This is a genomic window from Streptomyces sp. NPDC053048, assembly GCF_044547045.1.
GTDB lineage: Bacteria > Actinomycetota > Actinomycetes > Streptomycetales > Streptomycetaceae > Streptomyces.
The window spans coordinates 351980-376305 of record NZ_JBITZS010000006.1 but is presented as its reverse complement, the minus strand read 5'-3'; the positions used below and the strand labels follow the sequence as shown (position 1 = coordinate 376305).

Annotated in this window: 27 protein-coding genes; 16 read left to right on the top strand and 11 right to left on the bottom strand. The window is 72.3% G+C overall.

What is annotated here, in order from left to right; genetic code table 11:
- Positions 1-116 precede the first annotated feature (116 nt).
- From ACIG36_RS18330 to ACIG36_RS18310, 5 genes are all read right to left on the bottom strand, one after another.
- The gene (locus ACIG36_RS18330; RefSeq protein WP_399928471.1) at positions 117-1052 is read right to left on the bottom strand and encodes a MerR family transcriptional regulator; all 936 of its coding nucleotides are present in this window, start codon (positions 1050-1052) and stop codon (positions 117-119) included.
- 41 nt (positions 1053-1093) lie between these two features.
- Positions 1094-1543, bottom strand: coding sequence for an ATP-binding protein (locus tag ACIG36_RS18325; RefSeq protein WP_399928468.1), 450 nt, complete (start codon positions 1541-1543; stop codon positions 1094-1096).
- Complete coding sequence (locus tag ACIG36_RS18320; protein ID WP_399928465.1) at positions 1540-1737, bottom strand: hypothetical protein; 198 nt, start codon at positions 1735-1737, stop codon at positions 1540-1542. Before ACIG36_RS18320 ends, ACIG36_RS18325 begins: the two co-directional genes overlap by 4 nt.
- Positions 1738-1893: 156 nt before the next feature.
- A complete protein-coding gene (locus tag ACIG36_RS18315; RefSeq protein ID WP_399928462.1) occupies positions 1894-3078 on the bottom strand; it encodes a helix-turn-helix domain-containing protein in 1185 nt (394 codons plus the stop codon).
- Between the two features lie 91 nt (positions 3079-3169).
- Positions 3170-4612 (bottom strand): NAD(P)H-hydrate dehydratase, encoded by a 1443-nt coding sequence (locus tag ACIG36_RS18310; RefSeq protein ID WP_399928459.1) that lies wholly within the window; start codon positions 4610-4612, stop codon positions 3170-3172.
- A 105-nt stretch (positions 4613-4717) separates the two neighbouring features.
- Here ACIG36_RS18310 and alr point away from each other — a divergent pair, with 105 nt between their 5' ends.
- The 4 genes from alr to ACIG36_RS18290 all read left to right on the top strand — a co-directional run bounded on the left by alr (position 4718) and on the right by ACIG36_RS18290 (position 8149).
- Complete coding sequence (alr, locus tag ACIG36_RS18305) at positions 4718-5893, top strand: alanine racemase (RefSeq protein WP_399928456.1); 1176 nt, start codon at positions 4718-4720, stop codon at positions 5891-5893.
- Between the two features lies 1 nt (position 5894).
- On the top strand, positions 5895-7199 hold the full coding sequence (locus ACIG36_RS18300) for an alpha/beta fold hydrolase (protein ID WP_399928454.1): 1305 nt from the start codon (positions 5895-5897) through the stop codon (positions 7197-7199).
- 44 nt (positions 7200-7243) lie between these two features.
- Positions 7244-7768, top strand: coding sequence for a tRNA (adenosine(37)-N6)-threonylcarbamoyltransferase complex ATPase subunit type 1 TsaE (tsaE, locus tag ACIG36_RS18295; protein ID WP_399928451.1), 525 nt, complete (start codon positions 7244-7246; stop codon positions 7766-7768).
- 183 nt (positions 7769-7951) lie between these two features.
- Positions 7952-8149 (top strand): hypothetical protein, encoded by a 198-nt coding sequence (locus ACIG36_RS18290; RefSeq protein WP_399928448.1) that lies wholly within the window; start codon positions 7952-7954, stop codon positions 8147-8149.
- 123 nt (positions 8150-8272) lie between these two features.
- Here the strand turns inward: ACIG36_RS18290 and ACIG36_RS18285 are convergent, their stop codons facing one another.
- On the bottom strand, positions 8273-8866 hold the full coding sequence (locus ACIG36_RS18285; RefSeq protein ID WP_399928445.1) for a hypothetical protein: 594 nt from the start codon (positions 8864-8866) through the stop codon (positions 8273-8275).
- A gap of 213 nt (positions 8867-9079) precedes the next feature.
- Here ACIG36_RS18285 and tsaB point away from each other — a divergent pair, with 213 nt between their 5' ends.
- From tsaB to ACIG36_RS18260, 5 genes are all read left to right on the top strand, one after another.
- Complete coding sequence (tsaB, locus tag ACIG36_RS18280) at positions 9080-9748, top strand: tRNA (adenosine(37)-N6)-threonylcarbamoyltransferase complex dimerization subunit type 1 TsaB (protein ID WP_399928442.1); 669 nt, start codon at positions 9080-9082, stop codon at positions 9746-9748.
- Positions 9749-9783: 35 nt separating this feature from the next.
- Positions 9784-10302, top strand: a complete 519-nt coding sequence (rimI, locus tag ACIG36_RS18275; protein WP_399928950.1) for a ribosomal protein S18-alanine N-acetyltransferase — start codon at positions 9784-9786, stop codon at positions 10300-10302.
- Positions 10286-11404, top strand: coding sequence for a tRNA (adenosine(37)-N6)-threonylcarbamoyltransferase complex transferase subunit TsaD (gene tsaD / locus ACIG36_RS18270; RefSeq protein WP_399928439.1), 1119 nt, complete (start codon positions 10286-10288; stop codon positions 11402-11404). The genes rimI and tsaD overlap by 17 nt, the downstream gene beginning before the upstream one ends.
- A 108-nt stretch (positions 11405-11512) precedes the next feature.
- Positions 11513-11869, top strand: a complete 357-nt coding sequence (locus ACIG36_RS18265) for a hypothetical protein (RefSeq protein WP_399928436.1) — start codon at positions 11513-11515, stop codon at positions 11867-11869.
- Complete coding sequence (locus ACIG36_RS18260) at positions 11866-12144, top strand: hypothetical protein (protein WP_399928434.1); 279 nt, start codon at positions 11866-11868, stop codon at positions 12142-12144. Before ACIG36_RS18265 ends, ACIG36_RS18260 begins: the two co-directional genes overlap by 4 nt.
- Before the next feature lie 10 nt (positions 12145-12154).
- Here ACIG36_RS18260 and ACIG36_RS18255 read toward each other — a convergent pair whose 3' ends face one another.
- A complete protein-coding gene (locus ACIG36_RS18255; protein WP_399928431.1) occupies positions 12155-13357 on the bottom strand; it encodes a methyltransferase domain-containing protein in 1203 nt (400 codons plus the stop codon).
- A 76-nt stretch (positions 13358-13433) separates the two neighbouring features.
- On the opposite strand from ACIG36_RS18255, the gene ACIG36_RS18250 reads away from it, so the two are divergent.
- The 3 genes from ACIG36_RS18250 to groL all read left to right on the top strand — a co-directional run bounded on the left by ACIG36_RS18250 (position 13434) and on the right by groL (position 16664).
- The gene (locus ACIG36_RS18250; protein WP_399928429.1) at positions 13434-14309 is read left to right on the top strand and encodes a polysaccharide deacetylase family protein; all 876 of its coding nucleotides are present in this window, start codon (positions 13434-13436) and stop codon (positions 14307-14309) included.
- Between the two features lie 271 nt (positions 14310-14580).
- Positions 14581-14889, top strand: coding sequence for a co-chaperone GroES (gene groES / locus ACIG36_RS18245; RefSeq protein ID WP_399928426.1), 309 nt, complete (start codon positions 14581-14583; stop codon positions 14887-14889).
- Positions 14890-15035: 146 nt separating this feature from the next.
- Positions 15036-16664: a chaperonin GroEL gene (gene groL / locus ACIG36_RS18240; RefSeq protein ID WP_399928425.1), complete on the top strand. Its 1629-nt coding sequence runs from the start codon at positions 15036-15038 to the stop codon at positions 16662-16664.
- Between the two features lie 122 nt (positions 16665-16786).
- On the opposite strand, the gene ACIG36_RS18235 is transcribed toward groL, so the two are convergent.
- The 3 genes from ACIG36_RS18235 to ACIG36_RS18225 form a co-directional block, all read right to left on the bottom strand.
- Positions 16787-17485, bottom strand: coding sequence for an ester cyclase (locus ACIG36_RS18235; RefSeq protein WP_399928422.1), 699 nt, complete (start codon positions 17483-17485; stop codon positions 16787-16789).
- Between the two features lie 78 nt (positions 17486-17563).
- Entirely contained in the window at positions 17564-18337 is a 774-nt protein-coding gene (locus ACIG36_RS18230) for an SDR family NAD(P)-dependent oxidoreductase (protein ID WP_399928420.1), read from the bottom strand.
- 59 nt (positions 18338-18396) lie between these two features.
- Positions 18397-19098: an MOSC domain-containing protein gene (locus ACIG36_RS18225; RefSeq protein WP_399928417.1), complete on the bottom strand. Its 702-nt coding sequence runs from the start codon at positions 19096-19098 to the stop codon at positions 18397-18399.
- Between the two features lie 93 nt (positions 19099-19191).
- On the opposite strand from ACIG36_RS18225, the gene ACIG36_RS18220 reads away from it, so the two are divergent.
- Entirely contained in the window at positions 19192-20103 is a 912-nt protein-coding gene (locus tag ACIG36_RS18220; protein WP_399928414.1) for a LysR family transcriptional regulator, read from the top strand.
- A gap of 48 nt (positions 20104-20151) precedes the next feature.
- Here ACIG36_RS18220 and ACIG36_RS18215 read toward each other — a convergent pair whose 3' ends face one another.
- Positions 20152-20478 (bottom strand): WhiB family transcriptional regulator, encoded by a 327-nt coding sequence (locus tag ACIG36_RS18215; RefSeq protein ID WP_099199465.1) that lies wholly within the window; start codon positions 20476-20478, stop codon positions 20152-20154.
- A gap of 412 nt (positions 20479-20890) precedes the next feature.
- Between ACIG36_RS18215 and ACIG36_RS18210 the strand changes: the two genes are divergently transcribed.
- The 3 genes from ACIG36_RS18210 to guaB all read left to right on the top strand — a co-directional run bounded on the left by ACIG36_RS18210 (position 20891) and on the right by guaB (position 24231).
- Positions 20891-21502: a response regulator transcription factor gene (locus ACIG36_RS18210; RefSeq protein ID WP_003948568.1), complete on the top strand. Its 612-nt coding sequence runs from the start codon at positions 20891-20893 to the stop codon at positions 21500-21502.
- A 492-nt stretch (positions 21503-21994) separates the two neighbouring features.
- Positions 21995-22597, top strand: coding sequence for a sigma-70 family RNA polymerase sigma factor (locus tag ACIG36_RS18205; RefSeq protein WP_086567115.1), 603 nt, complete (start codon positions 21995-21997; stop codon positions 22595-22597).
- A gap of 131 nt (positions 22598-22728) precedes the next feature.
- Positions 22729-24231 carry an IMP dehydrogenase gene (guaB, locus tag ACIG36_RS18200; RefSeq protein WP_399928410.1) on the top strand — a complete coding sequence of 501 codons (1503 nt, stop codon included), beginning with the start codon at positions 22729-22731 and terminating at the stop codon, positions 24229-24231.
- Positions 24232-24326 lie beyond the last annotated feature (95 nt).

Here is a 24326-nt window from a genome sequence, read left to right as displayed (position 1 = left end):
CGGACCAGACGATACGCCAGCCTCACTTGGAGAACACCGGGAAGGAGCCTGCGGTTGCGCGACGCACGAGGCCCCGCCCTCTCGGGGAGGGCGGGCCCCCGCGCGCCCCACGGGCCTCAGCCGGCCCGCAGCCCCGCGATCAGCCACTGAACGACCGGCCCCATGTCGGGTCGCCGCCAGCCGTTGATGTCCGCGACGAGCCTCCAGTACCGCTCGTACCGCGAGTCATTGCCGATCTCCAGGCGCTCCAGCAGCCACTCCCGGAACTCCGGCCCGTCCTCCCGGCCGGACAGCTCCGCGGCCCGCGCCGCCACTTCGTCGACCACCGGTCGGGCCGCCGCCGACCCCGGATCGACGCCGGCCTGCCGGGCGGCGCCGATCCGCTCCTTCATCAGGCCGGCCATCCGCTGCACGGCGTCCGGGTCGGGCCGGCCGGACTCGGCCCACACCCGCATCTGGTCGGCGGCCGCCCGCCGCATGCCGGCCCGGAACGCGTCGTCCTGCACCAGCTCCGCGAGCTCCACCCACGCGTCGATCTGCGCGGGCGACGGGTCGTCCGGCAGGACGGGCAGGGCGTTGCGCATGGTGGCGACGAAGTCGGGGTCGACGTCCATGCCGTCGAAGGCACTGTCGACGAAGTCGGTGATCAGTCGGCGGCGTTCCTGATCGGAAAGGTTGGCGAGCCTGTGCATGAGTTCCATCTCCTCCGGTGTCGACCCGCGTCCCGCCACCGCTCGCAGCACGGCCTGGCGCAGCCGCAATGTGCGGATCTGCGTCTCCAGGGCCTCGGCGTGCACGGCCGCGACCTCGGCGACGGTGACCTCGCGCTCCAGCACCCGCCGGATCGTCGAGAGGCCGACACCGAGTTCGCGCAGTGTGCGGACGAGACCGAGGCGCGCCAGCGCGTCCCGGCCGTAGAGGCGGTAGCCCGCGGGTGTGCGGTCGGCCGGCGGCACCACCCCTTCATCGGACCAGAACCGGATCGTCTTGACCGTCAGCCCGGTCAGCCGCGCCAGCTCCCCGATGGAGTAGAGGGTGGTGTCGTCGTCCATGTCCGCCACCTTGGGGTCTCCCGTCGCTGGAGAGTCAAAGGCTAGGTCACGACCTGCTCCGGATCGCCCTCCCGCAGCTCGAACCAGACCTGCTTGCCGACGAGCGTGAGCTCGTCCCACACCCACCGGATCCCCGACGCGTGCGACAGGCGGCGCACCAGCGTCAGCCCCCTCCCGCCGCACTCGCCGTGTGGCCGTGCGGCCGGCCACGGCAGTCTTCCGGGATCGTCGTCCCGCACCCCCACGATCACGCTCGCCGCCCGCACGGTCACCTCCACGCTGAGCTCGGGCACGCGCGCGTGTCGGACGACGTTGGCGACGGCGTCCGACACGCAGATCCGCGCGTTCTCGATCAACGGTTGCCGCTCCGCCGCCACGAGTGAGGCGGTCACGAACTCCCTGGCCAGCCGGGCCGTGCCGGGTGCCACCGGGGCGATGAGCCGGTAGGTCTCCTTCGGCGGCGCCGCCGCCGTGACGATGCACGCGCTCACAGCTGCCCCCTGGAAGGCAGCACGACGTCGATGCCGTGCGCGGTCATCACCGCGCGGTACGGGCTGCGGGTCGCCGGCGCCGGCGGGGCGGGTGTGCGCGGGGCGCACGTGCCGTGCGGGGCGCGCAGCGCGGGCGTTCGGGGGCCGGAACGTGCCCTCGCCCGTTGGGCCAGGCGGCGGATAAGGTCTCGCATTGTCGGCGCTCCTTCGAAGCGTTGGCCACGCCCCCGGGCCGCTTACACCGGCCGCGGGGGTCCTTGCTGACCGTCACAGCGTGCCGACGTAACAAGGCCGGAACTATCAGACGTTGCTGATAGCCCCGGCCAATGGTTCGCGGGCGGTTACGCCCCTCACATGCCCAGCCAGGCCCCGTAGTTGCTGAACGTGTCCGGCATCCGCCGCTTCGCCGACTCCAGGCCGGCGTAGGTCTCCCGCACCAACGAGTGGTACCTGGTCTGCTGCGGCGCCAGCTTGCGCGCCTTCTGCAGGTTCTTGAAGGCCGCCTCCGTGCGACCGGTCCACATCAACGCCTGGGCGACCTCCGTGTAGTGGTGCGCGAGGCGGGACGGAATCCAGCCGTCCGGAATCGGGGTCTTCCTCGCGGCCTCCACGGCCTCCGGATACCGGCCCAGCTCGGCGAGCACGCTCACCCGGTGCACTCCGACATTGGTCGGGCCGAACGACAGCCAGTGGACGGCCTCGGCCGGTCCGGTGCGGTCCGCGATGCGCTGCGCCTGGTCCAGGTGCGCACCGGCGGCGTCATCGTCCATGCCCCTGGCGGCCAGCACGGCGGAGCCGAGGTTCAGCTGGCCCGTCGCGACGTCCCTCACCCGGCTCGGATCAGCCTGGTCCAAGGCGGACATGCCCAGCCGAACGAGCCGCCGTCCTGTCCGGTAGTCCCCCGCGCGGAGGTAGGCGACGCCGCGCATGTACTGGCGGATCGCGGCCAGGACCGGGTCCGACGCGCGCTCGGCGGCCCACCCCATCCGGTCGAGGGCGACCATGCCCAGGTCCGGGCAGCTGAGCTTCGTGGTGACGTCGTACGCGGTGCGGTACGTGCTGGCGAGCAGGCGCCAGCTCCTGTCGTTCCCGGCCGTGTGGGCCGTCGTGGTGGCTTCACGGATCAGGGCGGGCAGGTCGGCGGCGGCTTGCTTGATGTTGGTCGCGCGCACCAGCTCGCACAGCTTGTCGGCGTGTGCCTCCAACTCCTTCACCGGCCGTGGCCTGACGTCCGGATCGGGCCCGAGGTCGTACACGTTCAGCGCCTCGCGGATCGGCTGGATCAGCACGTCCAACTGGTCCTGGCGCAGTTCCTCGAAGTAGGGCTGACCGTTCAGCTCGGCCACGGAGACGGACAGAGCGCGGGCGACGGCCCCTATGACCGAAGGGCTCGCGGGGAGCGCGCCCTGCTCGACCTTGGTCAGGGTGCTGTAGGAAACGTTCGACAGTTCGGCCAGTTCGCGCTGCGTCAAGCGGCGGATCTTCCGCGCTCGTTTGATGCGTGCGCCGGTGTGCTCGTCATGGTGCGAGGGCATGGATCGCTCCGTTCTGACATCGACACTCAGAACGGTACTCCCGGCAGGTCGGGGGAGAACGCCAACGGACCGCGCACCGGCGACCGTTGGGCTACTGCCCCCACACCTCCCGCCAAACCCCCCGCAGCGCACCGGCCACCTCCAGGGCCGTCAGCGGGGCCTCGCCCAACCGGCGGGCCGCCAGCCCGTGCAGATAGGCCCCCGCCGAGGCGGCCTCCCGGCTCGGGAGGCCGGCTGCCAGGAGGGAGCCGGTCAGGCCCGACAGGACGTCGCCGCTGCCGGCCGTGGCCAGCCAAGGGGTGCCCGTCGGGTTGACGCGCACGGGGGAGCCGTCGGCGTCGGCCACCAGCGTGGTCGAGCCCTTGAGCAGGGCCGTCACGCCGTAGCGGGCCGCCAGCGCGCGCACCGAGGTGAGGCGGGACGCCTCGACCTCCTCCCGCGAGACGCCCAGCAGCACCGCCGCCTCCCCCGCGTGGGGCGTGATCACCGTCTCCGCCCGCCGGGTGCGCAGCGCCTCGGTGTCCAGCAGGCGCAAGCCGTCCGCGTCCACCAGCACCGGTACGTCGGAGGCCAGCACGTCCTCCAGGGCCTGCCGGGCGTCGGCGCCGTCGCCCAGGCCAGGACCCACCACCCAGGCCTGCACCCGCCCCGCCTTGCCCGGCGGGCCGGCCGTCACGAGCGTCTCCGGGAAGCGGGCGATCACCGCGTCCACGGCGGGCCCGACATAGCGCACCGCGCCGGCGCCGCCGCTCAGCGCGCCCGCCACGGCGAGCACCGCCGCGCCCGGGTAGCGGGCCGAGCCGGCCACGATGCCGACGACGCCCCGGCGGTACTTGTCGCTCTCGGCGGCCGGGGAGGGCAGCACGTCGGCCACGTCCGCGTGCTGGAGGGCCTGCACGCCGGGGACGGCGGGCAGGTGGGGCCCGAGCCCGATGTCGACGAGCCGCAGCGCGCCGGCGTACTCGCGCGCCGGGTCGATCAGCAGACCCGGCTTGTACGCGCCGAACGTCACCGTCGCGTCCGCGCGCACCGCCGCGCCCCGCACCTCGCCGCTGTCGGCGTCGACGCCGCTCGGCAGGTCGACGGCGACGACCAGCGCTCCGTCGGCGGCGCGCACCAGCGCCTCGGCGTCCGGGCGCAGCCCGCCCTTGCCGCCGATGCCGACGATGCCGTCCACGACGAGGTCGGCGCGTTCGACGGCCCGTACGCCGTCCGGGGCGGGCACCGCCCGGCCGCCGGCCGCGCGCAGGGCCCGCAGCCCGCCGGGGTGCGCCCGGTCGGGGCTGAGCAGCACCGCGGTGACGCCCGCGCCGCGCCGGGCGAGGCGGGCGCCGGCGTACAGGGCGTCGCCGCCGTTGTCGCCGCTGCCGACGAGGAGGGCGATCCGGGCCCCGTAGACGCGGCGGCCGAGCAGGTCGGCGCAGGCCGCGGCGAGGCCGGCGGCGGCCCGCTGCATCAGGGTGCCGGGCGGCAGGACGGCCATGAGTTCCTGCTCGGCGGTACGTACGGTCTCCACGCTGTGGGCGGTCCTCATGGGGTCAGCCTCCCGCAGGCGCGCGGGCCGCGGCCACCGGGGGCGGCGGGTGCCGTGACACACCGGCTGCCCCGTCCCCGGCCCTGGCCTGAGACACTGGCGGGGATGAGTGAGACACCGATGCGCGCCCGTGCCGTGGTCGACCTGGCCGCCCTGCGGGCCAACGTACGTGCTCTGCGGGCTCGCGCCCCCCGGGCGCAGCTGATGGCCGTCGTCAAGGCGGACGCGTACGGGCACGGGGCGGTGCCCTGCGCGCGGGCGGCCCGGCAGGCCGGAGCGGAGTGGCTGGGTACCGCCACTCCGCAGGAGGCGCTGGCGCTGCGCGCGGCGGGCGACACGGGCCGGCTGATGTGCTGGCTGTGGACGCCCGGCGGGCCGTGGCGGGAGGCCGTCGAGGCCGGCATCGACGTGTCCGTCTCCGGCCTGTGGGCCCTGGAGGAGCTGACGGCGGCCGTGCGTGCGGCGGGCCGTCCCGCCCGCGTCCAGCTGAAGATCGACACGGGTCTGGGCCGCAACGGCTGCCAGCCCGCCGACTGGGAGAAGCTGGTCGCGGCCGCGTGCAACGCCGAGCGGGATGGGCTGATCAAGGTCACCGGTGTGTGGTCGCACCTCGCGTGCGCGGACGAGCCGGGGCACCCCTCCATCCGGGCGCAGATCGACGTCTTCAAGGACGCCGTCTCCTACGCCGAGCGTCAGGGGCTGACCCCCGAGGTGCGGCACCTGGCCAACTCCCCGGCCACCCTCACCCTGCCGGAGACCCACTTCGACCTGGTACGGACCGGCCTGGCGATCTACGGCATATCGCCGAGCCCGGAGATCGGCCTCCCCGAGGACTTCGGCCTCAAGCCGGTCATGACGCTCACCGCGTCCCTGGCGTCCGTCAAGCGGGTGCCGGGTGGGCACGGGGTCTCTTACGGCCATCTCTACACGACCCCCGGCGAGACCACCCTGGCGCTGGTTCCGGTCGGCTACGCCGACGGCATCCCGCGTGCGGCCTCCGGCACCGGTCCGGTGCTGGTGGGAGGCAAGTGGCGCACGGCGGCGGGCCGGGTCGCGATGGACCAGTTCGTGGTCGATCTGGGCGGCGACACCGCCCGTGCGGGCGACGAGGCGGTGCTGTTCGGTCCGGGCGACCGGGGCGAACCGACCGCCGAGGACTGGGCGCGGGCGACCGGAACCATCGCCTACGAAGTGGTCACCCGCATCTCCGCGCGCGTGCCCCGCGTCTATACCGGGGAGGTCCCGGAGGAGGGCACCGAGAGCGGCGACACGGGGGAGTGAGATGAGCGAGGGCGGCGACAGCGCGGGCACAGTGAGCACGGCCGCCGCGGGCGTCACGGCGGCCGCGGGGGTCACGGGGATCGGAGCCGCCGCCTGGCGGCGCGGGGCGGGCCTCGCGGGAGCCGCCGTCGGGATCGTCGCCGCCGGAGCCGCGGTCGGCGTCGCCGTGGAACGGCTGACCGTCGGGCGCGGCATGCGCCGCAAGGCCCGGCTCGCGCTGGACGCGGCGGGCCCGTACGGGACGCTGCGCGGCACACCCGGGACCGCCGTCGCCGAGGACGGCACCGAGCTCTACTACGAGGTGGACGAGGTCGACGGCGGGCCGGACGAAGGCGCCGACGGGGCCGGCAGGCCCGCGCGGGAGGGGCGCCCCCGGTTCTTCGGGCGCCGCCCCGCGCCCGCCGTCACCGTCGTCTTCAGCCACGGCTACTGCCTGGCCCAGGACTCCTGGCACTTCCAGCGCGCCGCGCTGCGCGGGGTCGTCCGCACCGTCTACTGGGACCAGCGCAGCCACGGCCGCTCGGCCCGCGGCAAGGCGCAGCGCGACGGGCGGGAACCGGTCAGCATCGACCTGCTGGGCCGCGACCTCAAGGCCGTCATCGACGCCGCCGCCCCCGAGGGGCCGCTGGTGCTGGTGGGGCACTCGATGGGCGGCATGACGACGATGGCGCTGGCCGACCAGTTCCCCGCCCTGATCGCCGAGCGCGTGGTCGGGGCGGCGTTCATCGGCACGTCCTCGGGCCTGCTCTCGGAGGTGACGTACGGGCTGCCGGCCGCCGGGATGAACCTGGTGCGCCGGGCGGTGCTGCCGGGCGCGTTCCGGCTGATGGCGGACCGCACGGAGCTGGTCGAGAAGGGCCGCCGGGCGACCGCCGAATTCATCGGCGCAATCATCAAGCGCTATTCGTTCGGGTCGCGGGATGTCGATCCGGCGGTGGCACGGTTCGCCGAGCGGCTGATCGAGGCGACGCCGGTGGACGTGGTCGCCGAGTTCTATCCGGCGTTCGACGCGCACGACAAGCTGGCGGCGCTCGGCGCCTTCGGCGACCGGCCGGTGCTCGTCCTCGCGGGCGACAAGGACCTGGTCATCCCGAGCGGGCACAGTGAGGTCATCGCCAGTGCCCTGCCGGACGCGGACCTGGTGATCGTGCCGGGGGCGGGACACCTGGTGATGATGGAGCGCTCGGAGCTGGTGTCCGAGCGGCTGACGGAGCTCCTCGGCGCGGTAGCAGGCCGGTTCGCGGGCAGTCCTTCCGCCGGCCGGAACAGGTGGGCGCGAACCGACCGCCGGGCCGCACCGGAATAGCGACATTGCCGCCGGAGGCACCCGGCCCCGTACCATCGACGGATATGAACGTCCCGCACGACACCGCCGCGACAGCGGCCACGCAGCTCACCGTGAAGTCCGCCGACGACATGCGGGAGTTGGGCCGCAGGCTGGCCGCGCTGCTGCGGCCGGGCGACCTGGTGCTGCTCTCCGGCGAGCTGGGCGCCGGCAAGACGACGATGACCCGCGGGCTCGGCGAGGGCCTCGGCGTGCGCGGCGCCGTGACGTCGCCGACCTTCGTCATCGCCCGCGTGCACCCGTCACTGGTGGACGGCCCGGCCCTGGTCCACGTCGACGCCTACCGGCTGTCCGGTGGGCTGGACGAGATGGAGGACCTGGACCTGGACGTCTCGCTGCCGGAGTCGGTCGTCGTCGTGGAGTGGGGCGACGGCAAGGTCGAGGACCTGTCGGAGGACCGCCTGCGCGTGGTCATCGAACGGGCGGTGGGCGCGGACGCCCCGGCCGACGACACGGACGACGTGCGCAGCGTGACCGTCACCGGCATCGGCGAGCGCTGGGCGGGCGTGGACCTCGACGTCCTGCGCTGACGGCCGCCGGGCCGGTCGAGCGGCCGGGGCAGGGCACAGGCGCCGCTGTAGTTTCCGACAGATTCCGACAAGGCGTCGGCAAGATGTTGCGCGCGTGGCGCCGGGCGTGGTCACATGGAGAACGGAGACGTGGTTAGGTCTGCCTAACCTGCTCCCCCGGCCCGAGCTGCCCAGGAGGCATTCATGACGGACCGAGAGCCCGCCCCCGCGGCGGACCGCTCCGAGGAGCGGCCCCGGCCCCTGTCGATGCGCGACCTCCTCGCGGCCTGCGCCGCGGCCGACGCGGTCTCCACCCCGCCGAAGGCGCCGCCTGCGGCTGACGCCGCACGGGGGCGCCGCGGGAACGGGGACGAGCGCGCGGAGGAGCGCGACGCGGCGTGACGCGGGCGCCGTAGCGGCGGCGCGGCCGGCGCGTCTTAGCCCGAACGGAGGACGCGGCCAGGGTCCGCACGCCCGCCTTACGGCATGCCCGTCCTGACCGCCCGCCCTTACGGAACCCCGCCCTTACGGAACGACGACCACCTTGGTGTTGTTCACCGCGAACTCCCACATCGCCCGGCCGTCCGCCGGCTGCGCCCGGATGCCGCCCGTCTTCTTCGTCGGGTCCAGCTTCGGCGACGAGCCGTCGACGGCCGCGCTGAAGCCGAAGACCACCCCGGCCGTGTCCTTGTGGAAGCGCACCACGTGCTCGATCGGAATGCCGTCCGAGCCCACGACCTGCGGGTCGCGGGAGGTCACCGCGTAGGAGCCGGGCGGCGGGTTCACCGTGCTGGGTGCCACCTCGTACGTCCGGGTGGCCTTGTTGTCCGAGCCGACCAGCCACACCCGCTTCTGGCCGAGCGCGTAGACGACGCGCAGGCCGGTGCCGGAGTTCTCCGGGACGGCGTTCGCGGCCTTGGCCTGGTCCTGGCCGGCCGCTCCGCCGCCCTTGCCCGCGTCCTGGCCCTGCTCGCCCTTGTCCTTGCCGGCCGCGGCCGCGGCGTGCGCGCTCGCGGGGCGGTCGGGCGCGGCCTCCGCCTGGAAGGCGAGGAAGCCGACTCCGCCCAGTGCCGCCGCCGTGAGCACGGCCACGATCGCCCCCGAGCTGCTGCGTGCCACGGTGCGCACCTTTCGTTCCCGTGCTGGTTTCGTTCCCGCGTACCGGTCCGTACGAGCCCGCCGTGCGGGCCCGTCACCAGTGGTGCTTCCCGCTCGTACGGCCGCTCGCACGGCTTTGCGGCTGACCGTAGCACCCGGGCGCGACCCCGCCGCGCCCCCGGCGAAGGCCAATGCGCGCACCGGACGCCCCATGGCGCGCCGTAGGCTTGTCACGTGCTGCTGCTCGCTCTGGATACCGCCACCCCCGCTGTCACCGTCGCCCTCCACGACGGCGAGTCCGTCGTCGCCGAGTCGAGTCAGGTGGACGCACGCCGGCACGGGGAGCTGCTGCTGCCCGCCGTGGACCGGGTGCTGGCCGAGGCAGGCCGCACGCTGGACGCCGTGACCGGCATCGTCGTGGGCGTCGGCCCGGGTCCGTACACCGGCCTGCGCGTCGGCATCGTCACCGCCGCGACCTTCGCCGCCGCGCTGTCCGTGCCCGTCCACAGCCTGTGCACGCTCGACGGCATCGCCTACGCGGCCGGCCGGGCGGGCCTGGAGGGCGAATTCGTCGTCGCGACGGACGCCCGCCGCAAGGAGGTGTACTGGGCGCGGTACGCCGACGCCCGGACCCGCGTCACCGAGCCCGCCGTCGACCGCCCCGCCGAGCTCACCGAGCCCCTCGCCGGCCTGACCGCCGTTGGCGCCGGCGCCGTGCTCTACCAGGACGCCTTCAGCGACGTACGGGCCGACCTGCCGCAGCACCAGTCGGCGGGCGCGCTGGCCGCGCTCGCCGTCGAGAAGCTGCGCACCGGCGGGGAGTTCCTGCCGGACCAGCCGCTGTACCTGCGCCGCCCGGATGCGCAGGTGCCGGCCAACTACAAGGTGGTCACGCCGCAGTGACCGGGACAGCCGCGGCGGCGGTACGCATCCGCGAGATGCGCTGGTGGGACATCGGGCCGGTGCTCGAGCTCGAGCGCATCCTCTTCCCGCACGACGCGTGGTCCAAGGGCCTGTTCTGGTCCGAGCTGGCGCACGCGCGCGGGGCGAACGCCAACCGCCGGTACGTCGTCGCCGAGACGGGCGGGACGGGCCCGGCGGGCGAGGACGACGACAACGGCTCCGCCCGCATCGTCGGCTACGCGGGCCTGGCCGCCATCGACGGCACGGGCGACGTGCAGACCATCGCCGTCGCCCAGGACCACTGGAGCACGGGCCTGGGCGCCCGCCTGCTCACCGAACTCCTCACGACCGCGACCGCCTTCGACTGCCGCGAGGTCCTGCTCGAGGTGCGCGTCGACAACACCCGCGCCCAGCGCCTGTACGAGCGCTTCGGCTTCGAGCCGGTCGGCGTCCGCCGCGGCTACTACCAGCCCGGCAACGTCGACGCGCTCGTGATGCGTCTGACCGATCCGAACTTCGCAGTGCAAGGAATGACCCATGGCTCGCAAGGCTGACGAACCCCTCGTCCTCGGCATCGAGACCTCGTGCGACGAGACCGGCGTCGGCATCGTCCGCGGCCACACGCTGCTCGCCGACGCGGTCGCCTCCAGCGTCGACGAGCACGCGCGCTTCGGCGGCGTGGTCCCGGAGGTCGCCAGCCGGGCGCACCTGGAGGCCATGGTGCCGACGATCCAGCGCGCCCTGAAGGAAGCCGGGGTGAGCGCGAAGGACCTCGACGGCATCGCGGTGACGGCCGGCCCCGGCCTGGCGGGCGCCCTGCTCGTCGGCGTCTCGGCGGCCAAGGCCTACGCCTACGCCCTGGGCAAGCCGCTCTACGGCGTGAACCACCTCGCCTCGCACATCTGCGTCGACCAGCTCGAGCACGGCGCCCTGCCGGAGCCGACGATGGCCCTGCTGGTGAGCGGTGGCCACTCCTCCCTGCTCCTCGCGCCCGACATCACCGCCGACGTGCGCCCCCTCGGCTCGACCATCGACGACGCGGCGGGCGAGGCCTTCGACAAGATCGCCCGCGTGCTGAACCTGGGCTTCCCCGGCGGCCCGGTCATCGACCGCTACGCCCGCGAGGGCGACCCGGACGCCATCCGCTTCCCGCGCGGCCTGACGGGCCCCCGCGACCCGATATACGACTTCTCCTTCTCCGGCCTGAAGACCGCAGTGGCCCGCTGGATCGAGTCCAAGCGCGCGGCCGGCGAGAACGTGCCGGTGGCGGACGTGGCGGCCTCCTTCCAGGAGGCGGTCGTCGACGTCCTCACCCGAAAGGCGGTGCGCGCCTGCAAGGACCACGGCGTGGACCACCTGATGATCGGCGGCGGCGTGGCGGCCAACACCCGCCTGCGCGCGATGGCCGAACGCCGCTGCGAGGACGCGGGCATCACGCTGCGCGTCCCGCGCCCCAAGCTGTGCACGGACAACGGCGCGATGGTGGCGGCACTGGGCGCCGAAATGGTGGCCCGGGGCCGCGCGGCGTCGTCCTGGGACCTGTCGGCGGACTCGTCGCTGCCGGTGACGGACACGCACGTGCCGGGGCACGACCATGGGCATTCCCATGACCACGACCACTTCCACGAGCTGAGCAAGGACAATCTGTACTCGTAGGCGGAGCGGTCAAGACCGCTTCACCGGCTCCCCGTTCGGGTGGTCGAGTGCTTGTTTGGGCCCGGTACGGTGAGCGCGCGGAACAGAATTCCGTCCATGGGAGAACCTATGACTGCCGATGTTCCTGAGCGGCCCCTGATCCCGCAGCCGCCTGCGACGGTGGCTGCGTTGCGGCAAGCTGTCGCTCGGATCACCCCGTCCGCTCTTCCCGCCTTTGCTGATCAGTTGGACGAGGCTGTGGATCAGGCGCGTCAGGAAGCGGACTTCGGCCCTGTGTGGCGCTTCACCACGAGCTGGTCGATTCACGTACAGATTCAGCGTCAGCCACTGGTCGCAGCCAGGTTTCGGGAGCTGGAAATCTTGGCGGTCGAAAGCGAGGACCGGGATCAAAGGCGGGCGGCGGTCTCCGAGCTCGGCCGCATCCTCGACGACGCGTGTGAGGCGATTGGGCTGGGAAAGCGTTGAGCGATGCCTGGGGCTGGGAGTACAACCCGGACGAAGAGCACGTCGCGGGTGGCATACCGGCTGCTGTAGTGGCTGTGGTCGAGCGGCTTGCGGGAGAGCTTGCCGAGCTGGCGAGTATGGGCGCCGACCTCGATCACATCGGGTACAGACAGGATCGGCAGCCCGGTGGCTTGCGGGAGATGAGGACCGCAGGCGGCTTCTTCTTCTTTCTCGTTTCCCCACGAGATCGGTCGATCGTCATCACGCGGATCATCCCGCCCTTCAAGGACCTCTGACCGTCACCCCTCACCCGGCAGATCGCGCCGGCCGGCCCAGCAGCATGGCCGGCGCGCCCGCCACCCGCGTCAGCACGATCACACACGAATTCGCGCCCGCGAGCTTGAGCTTCTTGCGCAGTTCCTCCGGCTCCACCGCCGAGCCCCGCTTCTTGATGACGGCGACGCCGATCTCCCGCTCCCGCACGATCGCCTTCAACCGCTTCAGGTTGAACGGCAGCACATCCGTGATCTCGTACGCCGCCGCATACGCGGAATCCCGCAGCTCGTCGCTCGTCACGTACGCGATCGTCTCGTCGATCAGCCCGGCGTCGCCCCCCAGCTCCTCGGCGACCTCCGCCACCAGGTGCGCCCGGATGACCGCGCCGTCCGGCTCGTACAGGTACCGGCCCACCGGCCGCACGGCCGGATCCGGCAGGTCGCGACCGACCAGGGACGCGCCGCCCGGAAGCAGGGTCGCCCGCCGGGCACCCGGCCGCGTGCCGAACCACAGCACGGCCTCCTTCACGTCACCGCCGTCCGAGATCCACTCGGCCTCGGCGTCCTCGGGGATCGCCTCGTGCGGCACGCCGGGCGCGATCTTCAGTGCCGCGTGCGGGGCCGTGCGCGCCGCCTCGATTGCCCAGGAGAGCGGGGGAGAGTAGGCCTCGGGGTCGAAGATCCGGCCACGCCCGCCGCGCCGCGCCGGGTCGACGAAGACCGCGTCGTACGAGGAGGTGTCGACCTCCGTGACGTCCGCGTGGCGCACCTCGATCAGGTCGGCCAGGCCCAGCGCTTCCGCGTTGGCGCGGACGACCTCGCACGTCAGCGGGTCGCGGTCGACGGCGAGTACCGCGATGCCGACGCGCGCCAGCGCGATCGCGTCGCCGCCGATGCCGCAGCACAGGTCGGCGACCCGGCGCACGCCCAGTGCCTCGAAGCGCCGGGCGCGGTAGGCCGCGACGACGGCGCGTGTGGCCTGTTCCACGCCGTTGGGCGTGAAGAACATCCGGTACGCGTCCTCCGCGCCGAACTTCGCCACCGCCCGCTGCCGCAACCGCGCCTGGCCCAGAGCCGCCGACACCAGCTCGGCGGGGTGGTCGCGGCGCAGCCGGGTCGCCGTGGCGAGCTCCTGCGCGGGGTCGTAGGCGCGCAGCTGCTCGAGGAGGGCGCGGCCCTCCTCGGTGAGCAGGGCGGTGAAGGCGTCGGTGGCGGCGGGATTCGGTGCGGGCACGTGTCTCATTCTCTCTCGCGGGCCACCCACGCAGGCCCCCGCACCGGGCCCGAACGCATGCACAACAATCGTCCGGGTGAGCCAGTCTGTTTCCGGTCGCCGCCGCGCCGCCGTCCTCGCCTCCGCCGCCCTGCTGCTGACCGGCGTCCTCGCCGGGTGCTCGTCCGGCTCGTCCTCCGGAGCCTCGTCCTCCGGCGGAGGGGACAAGCCCCGCAAGGGTGCCGGTACGGCCGTCGCGTCCCCGAACGCGTCCTCCGAGCCCGACGACGCCTACCGCCGCTGGGGTCTGGACAAGCCCCTCGCGCCGCCGCCCGCCCCGCCGGCGAAGAAGCCCGTGGCGGGTGCCACCGGTGGCGGCCTTCCGCCGGTGGTGCGGCGGATACCCACCAGCGACAAGGTCGTCTTCATCACCATCGACGACGGGGCCGAGAAGGACCCGGAGTTCGTGCGGATGGCCGAGGAGCTGAAGCTGCCGTTCACGATGTTCCTCACCGACGACATCGCCCGCGCCGGCCGCGGCTACGGCTACTTCGACCGGCTCCGCGCCCTCGGCAACGGCGTCCACAACCACACCCTCGCCCACCCCAACCTGCGCACCCTGTCCCCCGAGGCGCAGAAGCGCGAGATATGCGGGCAGCAGGACGCCCTGGAGAAGCGTTTCGGCGCCCGGCCCACCCTCTTCCGGCCGCCGTACGGCAACTACAACGACGCCACCCTCGCCGCCGCCGGAAGCTGCGGAGTGCGCGCGGTGGTGCTCTGGGAGGCCACGATGCAGATCAACGACATGCGCTACGCGCAGGGCGACACGCTGCGCCCCGGAGAGATCGTCCTGGCTCATTTCCGCGGTCCGGGGGAGCTCAAGGGCACCTCCATGGCCAAGATGGTCACCAACATGCTGCGCAGCGTCCAGCGGCAGGGCTACACGGTCGCCCGGCTGGAGGATTACCTCTAGGAACAGCCGGCCCGGAAGGGCCCTGCGGCAGGCCGGCGGCAGGTCAGGAGTAGGTCCCCCGCGTGTGGGGTAGCCAAAGCTCGCCGCACGGCGAATTGGCACTCCGCTTGACCGAGTGCTAACCGCGTCATAGTCTCGGCGTCGTTGGCACTCTCCACTGGCGAGTGCCAAACGCAGCGACGGGCAGGTCCGGCACCCGCGACGACGGATCCACCTGGTCGCCACCTCAGACAGTTAACCCCGTGAGATCTCCGAAGGGGGAGGTCGGATCGTGACGACCGCCAGCTCCAAGGTTGCCATCAAGCCGCTCGAGGACCGCATCGTGGTCCAGCCGCTCGACGCCGAGCAGACCACGGCCTCCGGCCTGGTCATTCCGGACACCGCCAAGGAGAAGCCCCAGGAGGGCGTTGTCCTGGCCGTGGGTCCGGGCCGCTTCGAGAACGGCGAGCGCCTGCCGCTCGACGTGCAGGTCGGCGACGTCGTGCTCTACAGCAAGTACGGCGGCACCGAGGTGAAGTACAACGGCGACGAGTACCTCGTCCTCTCGGCCCGCGACGTCCTCGCGGTCATCGAGAAGTAATTCACCCCAGGCTTTTGAGCCCGAGGCCGAAGGCCCTGCGGCCTTCGAGCTTTCGAAGCTTTTGATCTGCGCCCCTGGTACCCGTGCCTGCTAGCCGGGCACCGGGGGCGCAGTTCGTTTGAGATACGGCGAAGGATACGTAACCCATGGCCAAGACCCTGAAGTTCGACGAGGACGCCCGTCGCGCCCTCGAGCGCGGCGTCAACAAGCTTGCCGACACCGTGAAGGTGACGATCGGCCCCAAGGGCCGCAACGTCGTCATCGACAAGAAGTTCGGCGCCCCCACCATCACCAACGACGGTGTCACCATCGCGCGCGAGGTCGAGCTCGACGACGCGTACGAGAACCTGGGTGCCCAGCTCGTCAAGGAGGTGGCGACCAAGACCAACGACATCGCGGGTGACGGCACCACCACCGCCACCGTCCTGGCCCAGGCGCTGGTCCGCGAGGGTCTGCGCAACGTCGCCGCCGGCGCCTCCCCGGCCGCCCTGAAGAAGGGCATCGACGCCGCCGTCAAGGCCGTCTCCGACGAGCTGCTGGCGACCGCCCGCCCGATCGAGGACAAGTCCGACATCGCCGCCGTGGCCGCGCTCTCCGCGCAGGACAAGCAGGTCGGCGAGCTCATCGCCGAGGCGATGGACAAGGTCGGCAAGGACGGCGTCATCACCGTCGAGGAGTCCAACACCTTCGGCCTGGAGCTGGACTTCACCGAGGGCATGGCCTTCGACAAGGGTTACCTCTCGCCGTACATGGTCACCGACCAGGAGCGTATGGAGGCCGTCCTCGACGACCCGTACATCCTGATCCACCAGGGCAAGATCTCCTCCATCCAGGACCTGCTGCCCCTGCTGGAGAAGATCATCCAGGGCGGTGGCTCCAAGCCGCTGCTGATCATCGCCGAGGACGTCGAGGGCGAGGCGCTCTCCACCCTCGTCGTCAACAAGATCCGTGGCACCTTCAACGCCGTGGCCGTCAAGGCCCCGGGCTTCGGTGACCGCCGCAAGGCGATGCTGGGCGACATGGCCACCCTCACCGGTGCCACCGTCATCGCCGAGGAGGTCGGCCTCAAGCTCGACCAGGCCGGTCTGGACGTGCTGGGCTCCGCCCGCCGCGTGACGATCACCAAGGACGACACCACCATCGTCGACGGCGGCGGCAACGCCGGCGACGTCGAGGGCCGCGTCGCCCAGATCAAGGCCGAGATCGAGACCACCGACTCCGACTGGGACCGCGAGAAGCTCCAGGAGCGCCTCGCCAAGCTCGCCGGTGGCGTCTGCGTCATCCGTGTGGGTGCGGCCACCGAGGTCGAGCTCAAGGAGAAGAAGCACCGTCTGGAGGACGCCATCTCCGCGACCCGTGCCGCGGTCGAGGAGGGCATCGTCTCCGGTGGTGGCTCCGCCCTCGTCCACGCCGTCAAGGTGCTGGACGGCGGCCTGGGCAAGGAGGGTGACGAGGCCACCGGTGTCGCCGTCGTCCGCCGCGCCGCCGTCGAGCCGCTGCGCTGGATCGCCGAGAACGCCGGCCTCGAGGGCTACGTCATCACCTCCAAGGTGGCGGAGCTCGACAAGGGCCAGGGCTTCAACGCCGCGACCGGCGAGTACGGCGACCTGGTGAAGGCCGGCGTCATCGACCCGGTCAAGGTCACCCGCTCCGCGCTGGAGAACGCCGCGTCCATCGCCTCCCTGCTGCTCACGACCGAGACCCTGGTCGTCGAGAAGAAGGAAGAGGAGCCCGCCGAGGCCGGTCACGGCCACGGTCACGGCCACGCGCACTGACGCGTCGCGCCTCGCGCGCACCGCTCGTAGTGGTCCGGCCCGGTCTCCCCATCGCGGGGGGGCCGGGCCGGTCCCGTTCACGGGCGCGCCGGTGCGCAGGCGTGCCGGCTGCGGGCCCGCCGCTACAACCGCACCGCGCCCAGCTCGCGCAGCAGCCGCAGCATGTCGTAGGTCCACCAGCCCTCGCAGATCCTGCCGTCCTCGAAGCGCCAGACCGTCGTGCCCGTCATCTCGACCTGCTGACCCGTGGGCTGCAGGCCCATGAAGTCGCCCCGGTGGGTGCCCCGCCAGGTCCAGCGGACGCAGACCTGGTCGCCCTCGGCCAGCTCGCTCTCGAGCTCGAAGTCGAAGTCGAACGCGTCGCGCCAGCCGGTGACGTCCTGCTTGATGACATCGGAGCCGGTCGTGGTCAGCTCCTCCTTGCCGACGTCGTGGTCGCGGTAGTCGGCGGTGAAGAGCTCGTCGACGAGGTCCAGATTGCCGCCGACGGCCACCTCCTCGTAGAAGCGGCGGGCCGTCGCCTTGTTCAGCTGCTCGTCGCGGAGCACGTCGAGGTCGGTGAAGGTCGGCATGCCGTCGCAGAGCGCGACCATCTCCTCGAAGATCCGGTTGGTCTCCGGAAGGTTGGAGTTCTCCATCGCCTTGGCGTAGGAGGGGAACTCGATGATCTCGACGTAGTGCTCGCTGTCCGTGTGGTCCCGGCCGACGATGGAGTGGGTGGCGGTGCGCTTGCCCTCGGTGGCGGCGACCCAGTCGTCCATGAGCCGGTTCATGTCGTCGTACCGACGCGTCTTGCAGTCGATTACTTGCACGAAAGTCATGGCGGCCTCCCGGGTGATATTTCCAGGCTAGTCCTGTATGTCCTGCCTGTGTCTGTCACCCGAGAGGCCGGTGTTCCGTCAGTTCGGGCCGTACCTGCGGCCCGTCGTCGCCCCCGCCCGCGACACCGCCCGGCGCGGGGCCAGCTTCATCAGGCCGGTCAGGGCCTTGTACCGGGGGTCGGGGATGGACAGGGACTTGCCGCGCGCCAGGTCCTTCAGCGCGGCCTCCACCAGCTTGTCCGCGTCCAGCCACATCCAGCCGGGCACGTTGTCCACGCCCATCCCGGCCCGCTGGTGGAACTCGGTCCGTACGAAGCCGGGGCACAGCGCCATCAGCCGCACCCCGCTGCCCGCCAGATCACGCGCCGCACCCTGGGTGAACTGCACCACCCACGCCTTGCTCGCCCCGTACGTACCGCGCGGTACGAAGGCCGCGACCGACGCGACATTGACCACCCCGCCGCGTCTGCGCTCCCGCATGCTCGCCGTCGCGGCCGAGGTCAGCCGCAGCACGGCCTCGCAGTGCACCTTGAGCATCGTCAGCTCGTCGGCCATCGGGACCTCGAGGTAGCGGCCCTTGTTGGCGAACCCGGCGTTGTTGACCAGCAGGTCGACGGGATTCTTGCGATCCGAGAGCCGGGCCTCGACCGCCGCGATGCCCGCGTCCTCGGAGAGGTCCGCGCGCAGCACCTCCGCCTCGACCCCGTGACGGTCGTGGAGCTCGGTCGCCTGCTCGTTCAGCCGCTTCTCGTCGCGGGCCACGAGCACCAGGTTGTGGCCGTCGGCCGCGAGCCGTCGGGCGAAGGCCGCGCCGATGCCCGCCGTGGCCCCCGTGATCAGTGCAGTCGTCATACGGGAACGTTAGTGCTCGGCGCGACCCCGTGACGGCCTTCCGGTCCCTCTCGCGGCCCCTACCGGCTCTCCGCGGCCGCCACCTGACGCTCGCTGTGGGCCAGCGCCTTCGCCAGGACCTTCGGATCGAGCGCGTCCCCGGCGGCCGGCACCTCGGTCAGCAGGTCCCGCTCGGTCGTCATCGCCCGGAAGACGAAGGAGACGGTCACCTGGTGCGCGGGGCGGTGGACGACGGTGACGGGGTCGCCCGCGCGGATCACGCCCGGCTCGACGACGCGCAGGTAGGCGCCGGGTGCGGCCCGCTGGGTGAACCGCCGCATCCAGCCGTTCTCGCCCAGCCAGTCGGCGAAGGTGCGGCAGGGGACGCGCGGCGAGGCGACCTCCAGCACCAGATCCGTACCTATGCGCCAACGCTCGCCGATGCGCGCGCCGTTGACGTCGATGCCGCCGGTGGTGAGGTTCTCGCCGAACGAACCGTTCGGCAGTACCCGGCCCAGCTCGCGCTCCCAGTCGTCGAGGTCCTCACGCGCGAACGCGTACACCGCCTTGTGGTCCCCGCCGTGGTGGCGCAGGTTCACCACCGCGTCCCCGGCGACCCCGCTGCCCGCCGTGCCCGTGGGGCCGGGCGCGGCCACCGCGACCGGGCCGCTCACCGGGCGCTTGTCGATGCCGGTCTCGAGGCCGCCGGTGAAGGCGGCGCCGAGGCCGGAGCGGTCGTCGGCGGTCCGGGGCCGGCCGGTGTTCACGGAGATCAGGTGCATGAAACTCAAGCGTAGGGGGTATGGCGCGGCCATCTCTCAAAGCGGCATGCGGGCATTTTTGGTCGCCCCCAAGGTGGGCTTATGCTCGATGGCATGATCGAGGCACGTCATCTCAGGGTGCTGCGCGCGGTGGCCGGCACCGGTTCGTTCTCCGCGGCGGCCCGTGAGCTGGGGTGCACCCAGCCCGCCGTCAGCCAGCAGATGAAGGCGCTCGAGCAGTCGACGGGCACGCTGCTGCTGGTCCGTACGGGCCGGGAGATGCGGCTGACCGAGGCGGGCGCGGCCCTCGTCCGGCACGCGACCGGGATCCTGGCCGGGCTGACCGCCGCCGAGGAGGAGATCGCCGCCATCGCCGGGCTGCGTGCCGGCCGGGTGCGGCTGGTGTCGTTCCCCAGCGGCAGCTCCACGCTGGTGCCGACCGCGCTCGCGGAGATGCGGGCGGCGCACCCCGGCACACAGGTGTCCCTGGTGGAGGCGGAGCCTCCGCGCTCGGTGGAGATGCTGCGCGAGGGCGACTGCGAGATCGCGCTGGCCTTCCGCTACCCCGATGTGCGCGGCGCCGACCCGTCCGCCGGCGCGGAGTGGGACGACCTGGTCGTCCGGCCCCTGCTGACCGACCGCCTCATCGGCGTCCTGCCCGAGGGGCACCGGCTCGCCGGCGCGGAGCGGATCGGGATCGCGGAGCTGGAGTCGGAGCCGTGGATCGCGGGCTGCCCGCGCTGCCGGCGGCACCTGGTCGAGGTGTGCGAGTCCGCCGGCTTCACGCCGCGGATCGACTTCGCGACGGACGACTACCCGGCGGTCTTCGGGCTGGTCGGAGCCGGGCTCGGGGTGGCCGTGATGCCCGAGCTGGCGCTGGAGTCGGTACGGCCCAAGGGGGCGCGGATCGTCCCGGTCGAGCCCGTGGTGCAGCGCGAGATCGTGGCCCTGACGCTGCCGGACCTGGCACGGGTGCCGGCGGTCGGGGCCATGCTGGACCGGCTGTCGGCGGCGGGGAGCCGCTGAGCCGGTGGCCGGGCGGAACCGCTGGGGGTGGAGCCGCCGGGGGCTCGTTCAGGCGGTCATCGCGCCGGCGCCCGCGCCGCTCGCCGTGATGGACCGGTGCCGTGCGCGCCCCATGAGTTCCTCGCGTTCGTCCTCGGTGAGGCCGCCCCAGACGCCGTAGGGCTCCCGTACCGCCAGCGCGTGCGCCGCGCACTCCGCGCGCACGGGGCAACGCATGCACACCTCCTTGGCGGAGGTCTCACGGGCGCTGCGGGCCGCGCCCCGCTCGCCCTCGGGGTGGAAGAAGAGCGAGCTGTCGACCCCTCGGCATGCCGCCAGGAGCTGCCAGTCCCACAGGTCGGCGTTGGGACCGGGAAGGCGGGAGAAATCTGCCATTGCTTATCCCCTCGAGACGATCTGATCGAAGCGATGTCGAAGCGATGCCGCAGCGAACCTGTGAAGCGATCCGTGTGAGCAGATGAAAATATGACTCATTGCGAATCTAGCCATAGACGGCAGCAAATGGGAAGAAAAGCAGGTCCGAGTGGGCAAATGGGGCATAGCTTGGCCGATGTGTCGGGCGCCCTCTGTGCGCCCTGCTCCGTGTCCGCGCCCTCACGTAGAGTGCCGAACACGACCGACCGAGACCGTAACTCTTTCGGGTGACCGTCGTTGAGAGTGCGGAGACGGTTGACGCGTGAAGCAGTCGGGCGGTGGCAGGTGCCCGGACGTCGTCAACCGCACAGATGACGATCAGTACCAGCCTCTGGAGGCTCAAGGTGACGCGCATCAGCTGCGGAGGGCGGCCATGACATCCGTCCTCGTCTGCGACGACTCCCCGCTTGCCCGAGAAGCGCTCCGTCGCGCGGTGGCGACCGTGCCCGGCGTCGAGCGCGTGACGACGGCGGCCAACGGCGAGGAAGTCCTCCGCCGCTGGGGCGCCGATCGTTCGGACCTCATTCTCATGGACGTACGCATGCCCGGACTGGGCGGTGTGGAGACGGTCCGGCGGCTGCTCTCCGCCGACCCGGGCGCCCGGATCATCATGCTCACGGTGGCCGAGGATCTGGACGGGGTCGCGCTCGCGGTCGCCGCCGGGGCCCGCGGCTACCTCCACAAGGACGCCTCGCGCGCCGAGCTGCGCGCCACGGTGACCCAGGCCCTCGCCGACCCGACCTGGCGGCTCGCCCCGCGCCGGCTGCGCTCGGCGGAAATGGGCGCGGCGCCCACCCTCACCGCGCGTGAGATCCAGGTGCTCGAGGGCATGAGCCACGGGCGGTCCAACGCCGAGATCGGCCGCGAGCTGTTCCTCTCCGAGGACACGGTCAAGACCCACGCCCGGCGCCTGTTCAAGAAGCTGGGTGCCTCGGACCGGGCCCACGCGGTGGCGCTCGGATTCCGCTGGGGCCTGGTCCGTTAGGCCGGGCGTGGCGCCGGGCGCCGTGCGGTCGCGGTACGTGTCACTCGGACAGGTGGTGCGCACCGCGACCTCATGACGCCGGCCACGATCGCATCGGCCGCCGATGCTCCGTCGCGGGCGCGCGACCACCCGTTACGGGTGTCCGGTCGCGCGCGTCATGGGTGTGCGGTCGTGCGCGCCGGGTGCGCGATCACGTCCGTCACAGGCGTCCGACTCCGAAACTCCGAGGGATGCCGCATCCTTGGAGTGTGACTCCTCCCCGGCGGAGGCCGAGGCTCCTCACTCGGCCGGAAGAGACCTCATGACGGACAGGCCCTGCCCGATGCCGCACGGCACGGGCTCAAGCTATCGGTGGAGTCGTGGGCGCGGGGCGGGTATACCCGGAAGGGGGCGACGCGAGACGTGAGTGCGAGGACACCGACGCGTAACGGTTCGACGCACAACGATGAAGGCGATGCCGTGGATCGCTTGACGTCAAGGCACCATGGACCGATGCGCGACGACGAGACCCCGGAGCCACCCGTGGCTGCCGGACCGGGGGAGATCGGCGCCCTCGTCAGCCGCGCGGTCGAGGGCGACCGCAGGGCCACCCATGATCTGCTCGCCCTGGTGCACCCGCTCGCCCTGCGCTACTGCCGCACCCGGCTGTCGCGGCTGCCGGGCGACGCCCGTCACTTCGTGGACGACCTCGCCCAGGAGGTCTGCCTCGCGGTGCTGTGCGCCCTGCCGCGCTACCGCGACACCGGCCGGCCCTTCGAGGCCTTCGTCGTGGCCATCGCCGCGCACAAGGTCGCCGACCTGCAGCGGGCCGCCATGCGTCACCCGGGCAGTACCGCCGTGCCCTCCGACGAGATGCCGGAGCAGCCCGACGACTCGCTCGGGCCGGAGGAGCGGGCGCTGCTGAGCAGCGATGCCGAGTGGGCCAAGAAGCTACTGGCGAATCTGCCGGAGAACCAGCGCGAGCTGGTCCTGCTGCGGGTCGCCGTGGGGCTCACGGCCGAGGAGACGGGGCAGATGCTGGGCATGTCGCCGGGCGCCGTGCGGGTGGCCCAGCACCGGGCGCTCAGCAGGCTCAGGGCGCTCGCCGAGCAGTGAAAGGCACAAAGGGGGCCCCTGTTCGTAGGAATCTCCAAGTGATGCGAGCCTCAGTCATCGTGGAATGGGACACGCGTGACGGCCGTTAGCATGGGAGTCCTCGCTGGGGCAAGACCATTTGGGAAGGTGTCATGACTGACAACGTCGACGGAATGCCCGGGAAATTCGCGATGCTCGGTCTGACATACGACGACGTCCTGCTGCTGCCGGGCGCCTCCGAGGTCCTGCCGAACGCCGTGGACACCTCCTCCCGGGTCTCGCGCAACGTGCGGGTCAACATCCCGCTGCTGTCCGCCGCCATGGACAAGGTCACCGAGGCGCGCATGGCCATCGCCATGGCCCGCCAGGGCGGCGCGGGCGTGCTGCACCGCAACCTCTCCATCGAGGACCAGGCCAACCAGGTCGACCTGGTCAAGCGTTCCGAGTCCGGCATGGTCTCGGACCCGATCACCGTCCGCCCGGACGCCACCCTGGCCGAGGCCGACGCCCTGTGCGCCAAGTTCCGCATCAGCGGCGTGCCGGTCACCGACCCGGCGGGCAAGCTCCTGGGCATCGTCACCAACCGTGACATGGCCTTCGAGATGGACCGCAGCCGTGCGGTGCGCGAGGTCATGACCCCGATGCCGCTGGTGACGGGCAAGGTCGGCATCTCGGGCGAGGACGCCATCGAGCTGCTGCGCCGCCACAAGATCGAGAAGCTGCCGCTGGTGGACGACGCCGGCGTGCTCAAGGGCCTCATCACGGTCAAGGACTTCGTCAAGGCCGAGAAGTACCCGAACGCCGCCAAGGACGCCGAGGGCCGCCTGGTCGTCGGCGCGGCGGTGGGCGTCGGCGGCGAGGCCTTCGAGCGGGCCCAGGCGCTCGTCGAGGCCGGCGCGGACTTCCTGGTCGTCGACAGCGCCCACGGCCACAGCCGCGGCATCCTCGACATGATCGCCAAGATCAAGTCCAACATCAGCGTCGACGTCGTCGGCGGCAACGTCGCCACCCGTGACGGCGCCCAGGCGCTGATCGACGCGGGCGTGGACGGCGTCAAGGTCGGCGTCGGCCCCGGCTCGATCTGCACCACCCGCGTCGTCGCCGGCATCGGCGTCCCGCAGGTCACCGCCATCTACGAGGCCGCCCAGGCCTGCCACGCCGCGGGCGTCCCGCTCATCGGCGACGGCGGCCTGCAGTACTCCGGCGACATCGCCAAGGCGATCGCCGCCGGTGCCGACACGGTGATGCTCGGCTCGCTGCTCGCGGGCTGCGAGGAGTCGCCGGGCGAGATGGTCTTCATCAACGGCAAGCAGTTCAAGTCCTACCGCGGCATGGGCTCGCTGGGCGCCATGCAGTCCCGCGGCCAGGCGCGCTCCTTCTCCAAGGACCGCTACTTCCAGGACAACGTCCTCTCCGAGGACAAGCTGGTCCCCGAGGGCATCGAGGGCCAGGTCCCCTACCGCGGCCCGCTCTCCTCGGTGGCCCACCAGCTCATCGGCGGCCTGCGCGCCTCCATGGGCTACGTCGGGTCGGCCGACATCCAGGAGCTCAAGGACAAGGGCCGCTTCGTGCGGATCACGTCCGCGGGCCTCAAGGAGAGCCACCCGCACGACATCCAGATGACGGTGGAGGCTCCCAACTACTCCCGCCGGTAGTAGTCGGAGCTTCGTACAGCGCCCCTGGAGCCCGTGGCCGTCAGGCCGCGGGCTCCGCCGCGTCGGGGATACTGGTATGCGGCAGACGGAGCGCC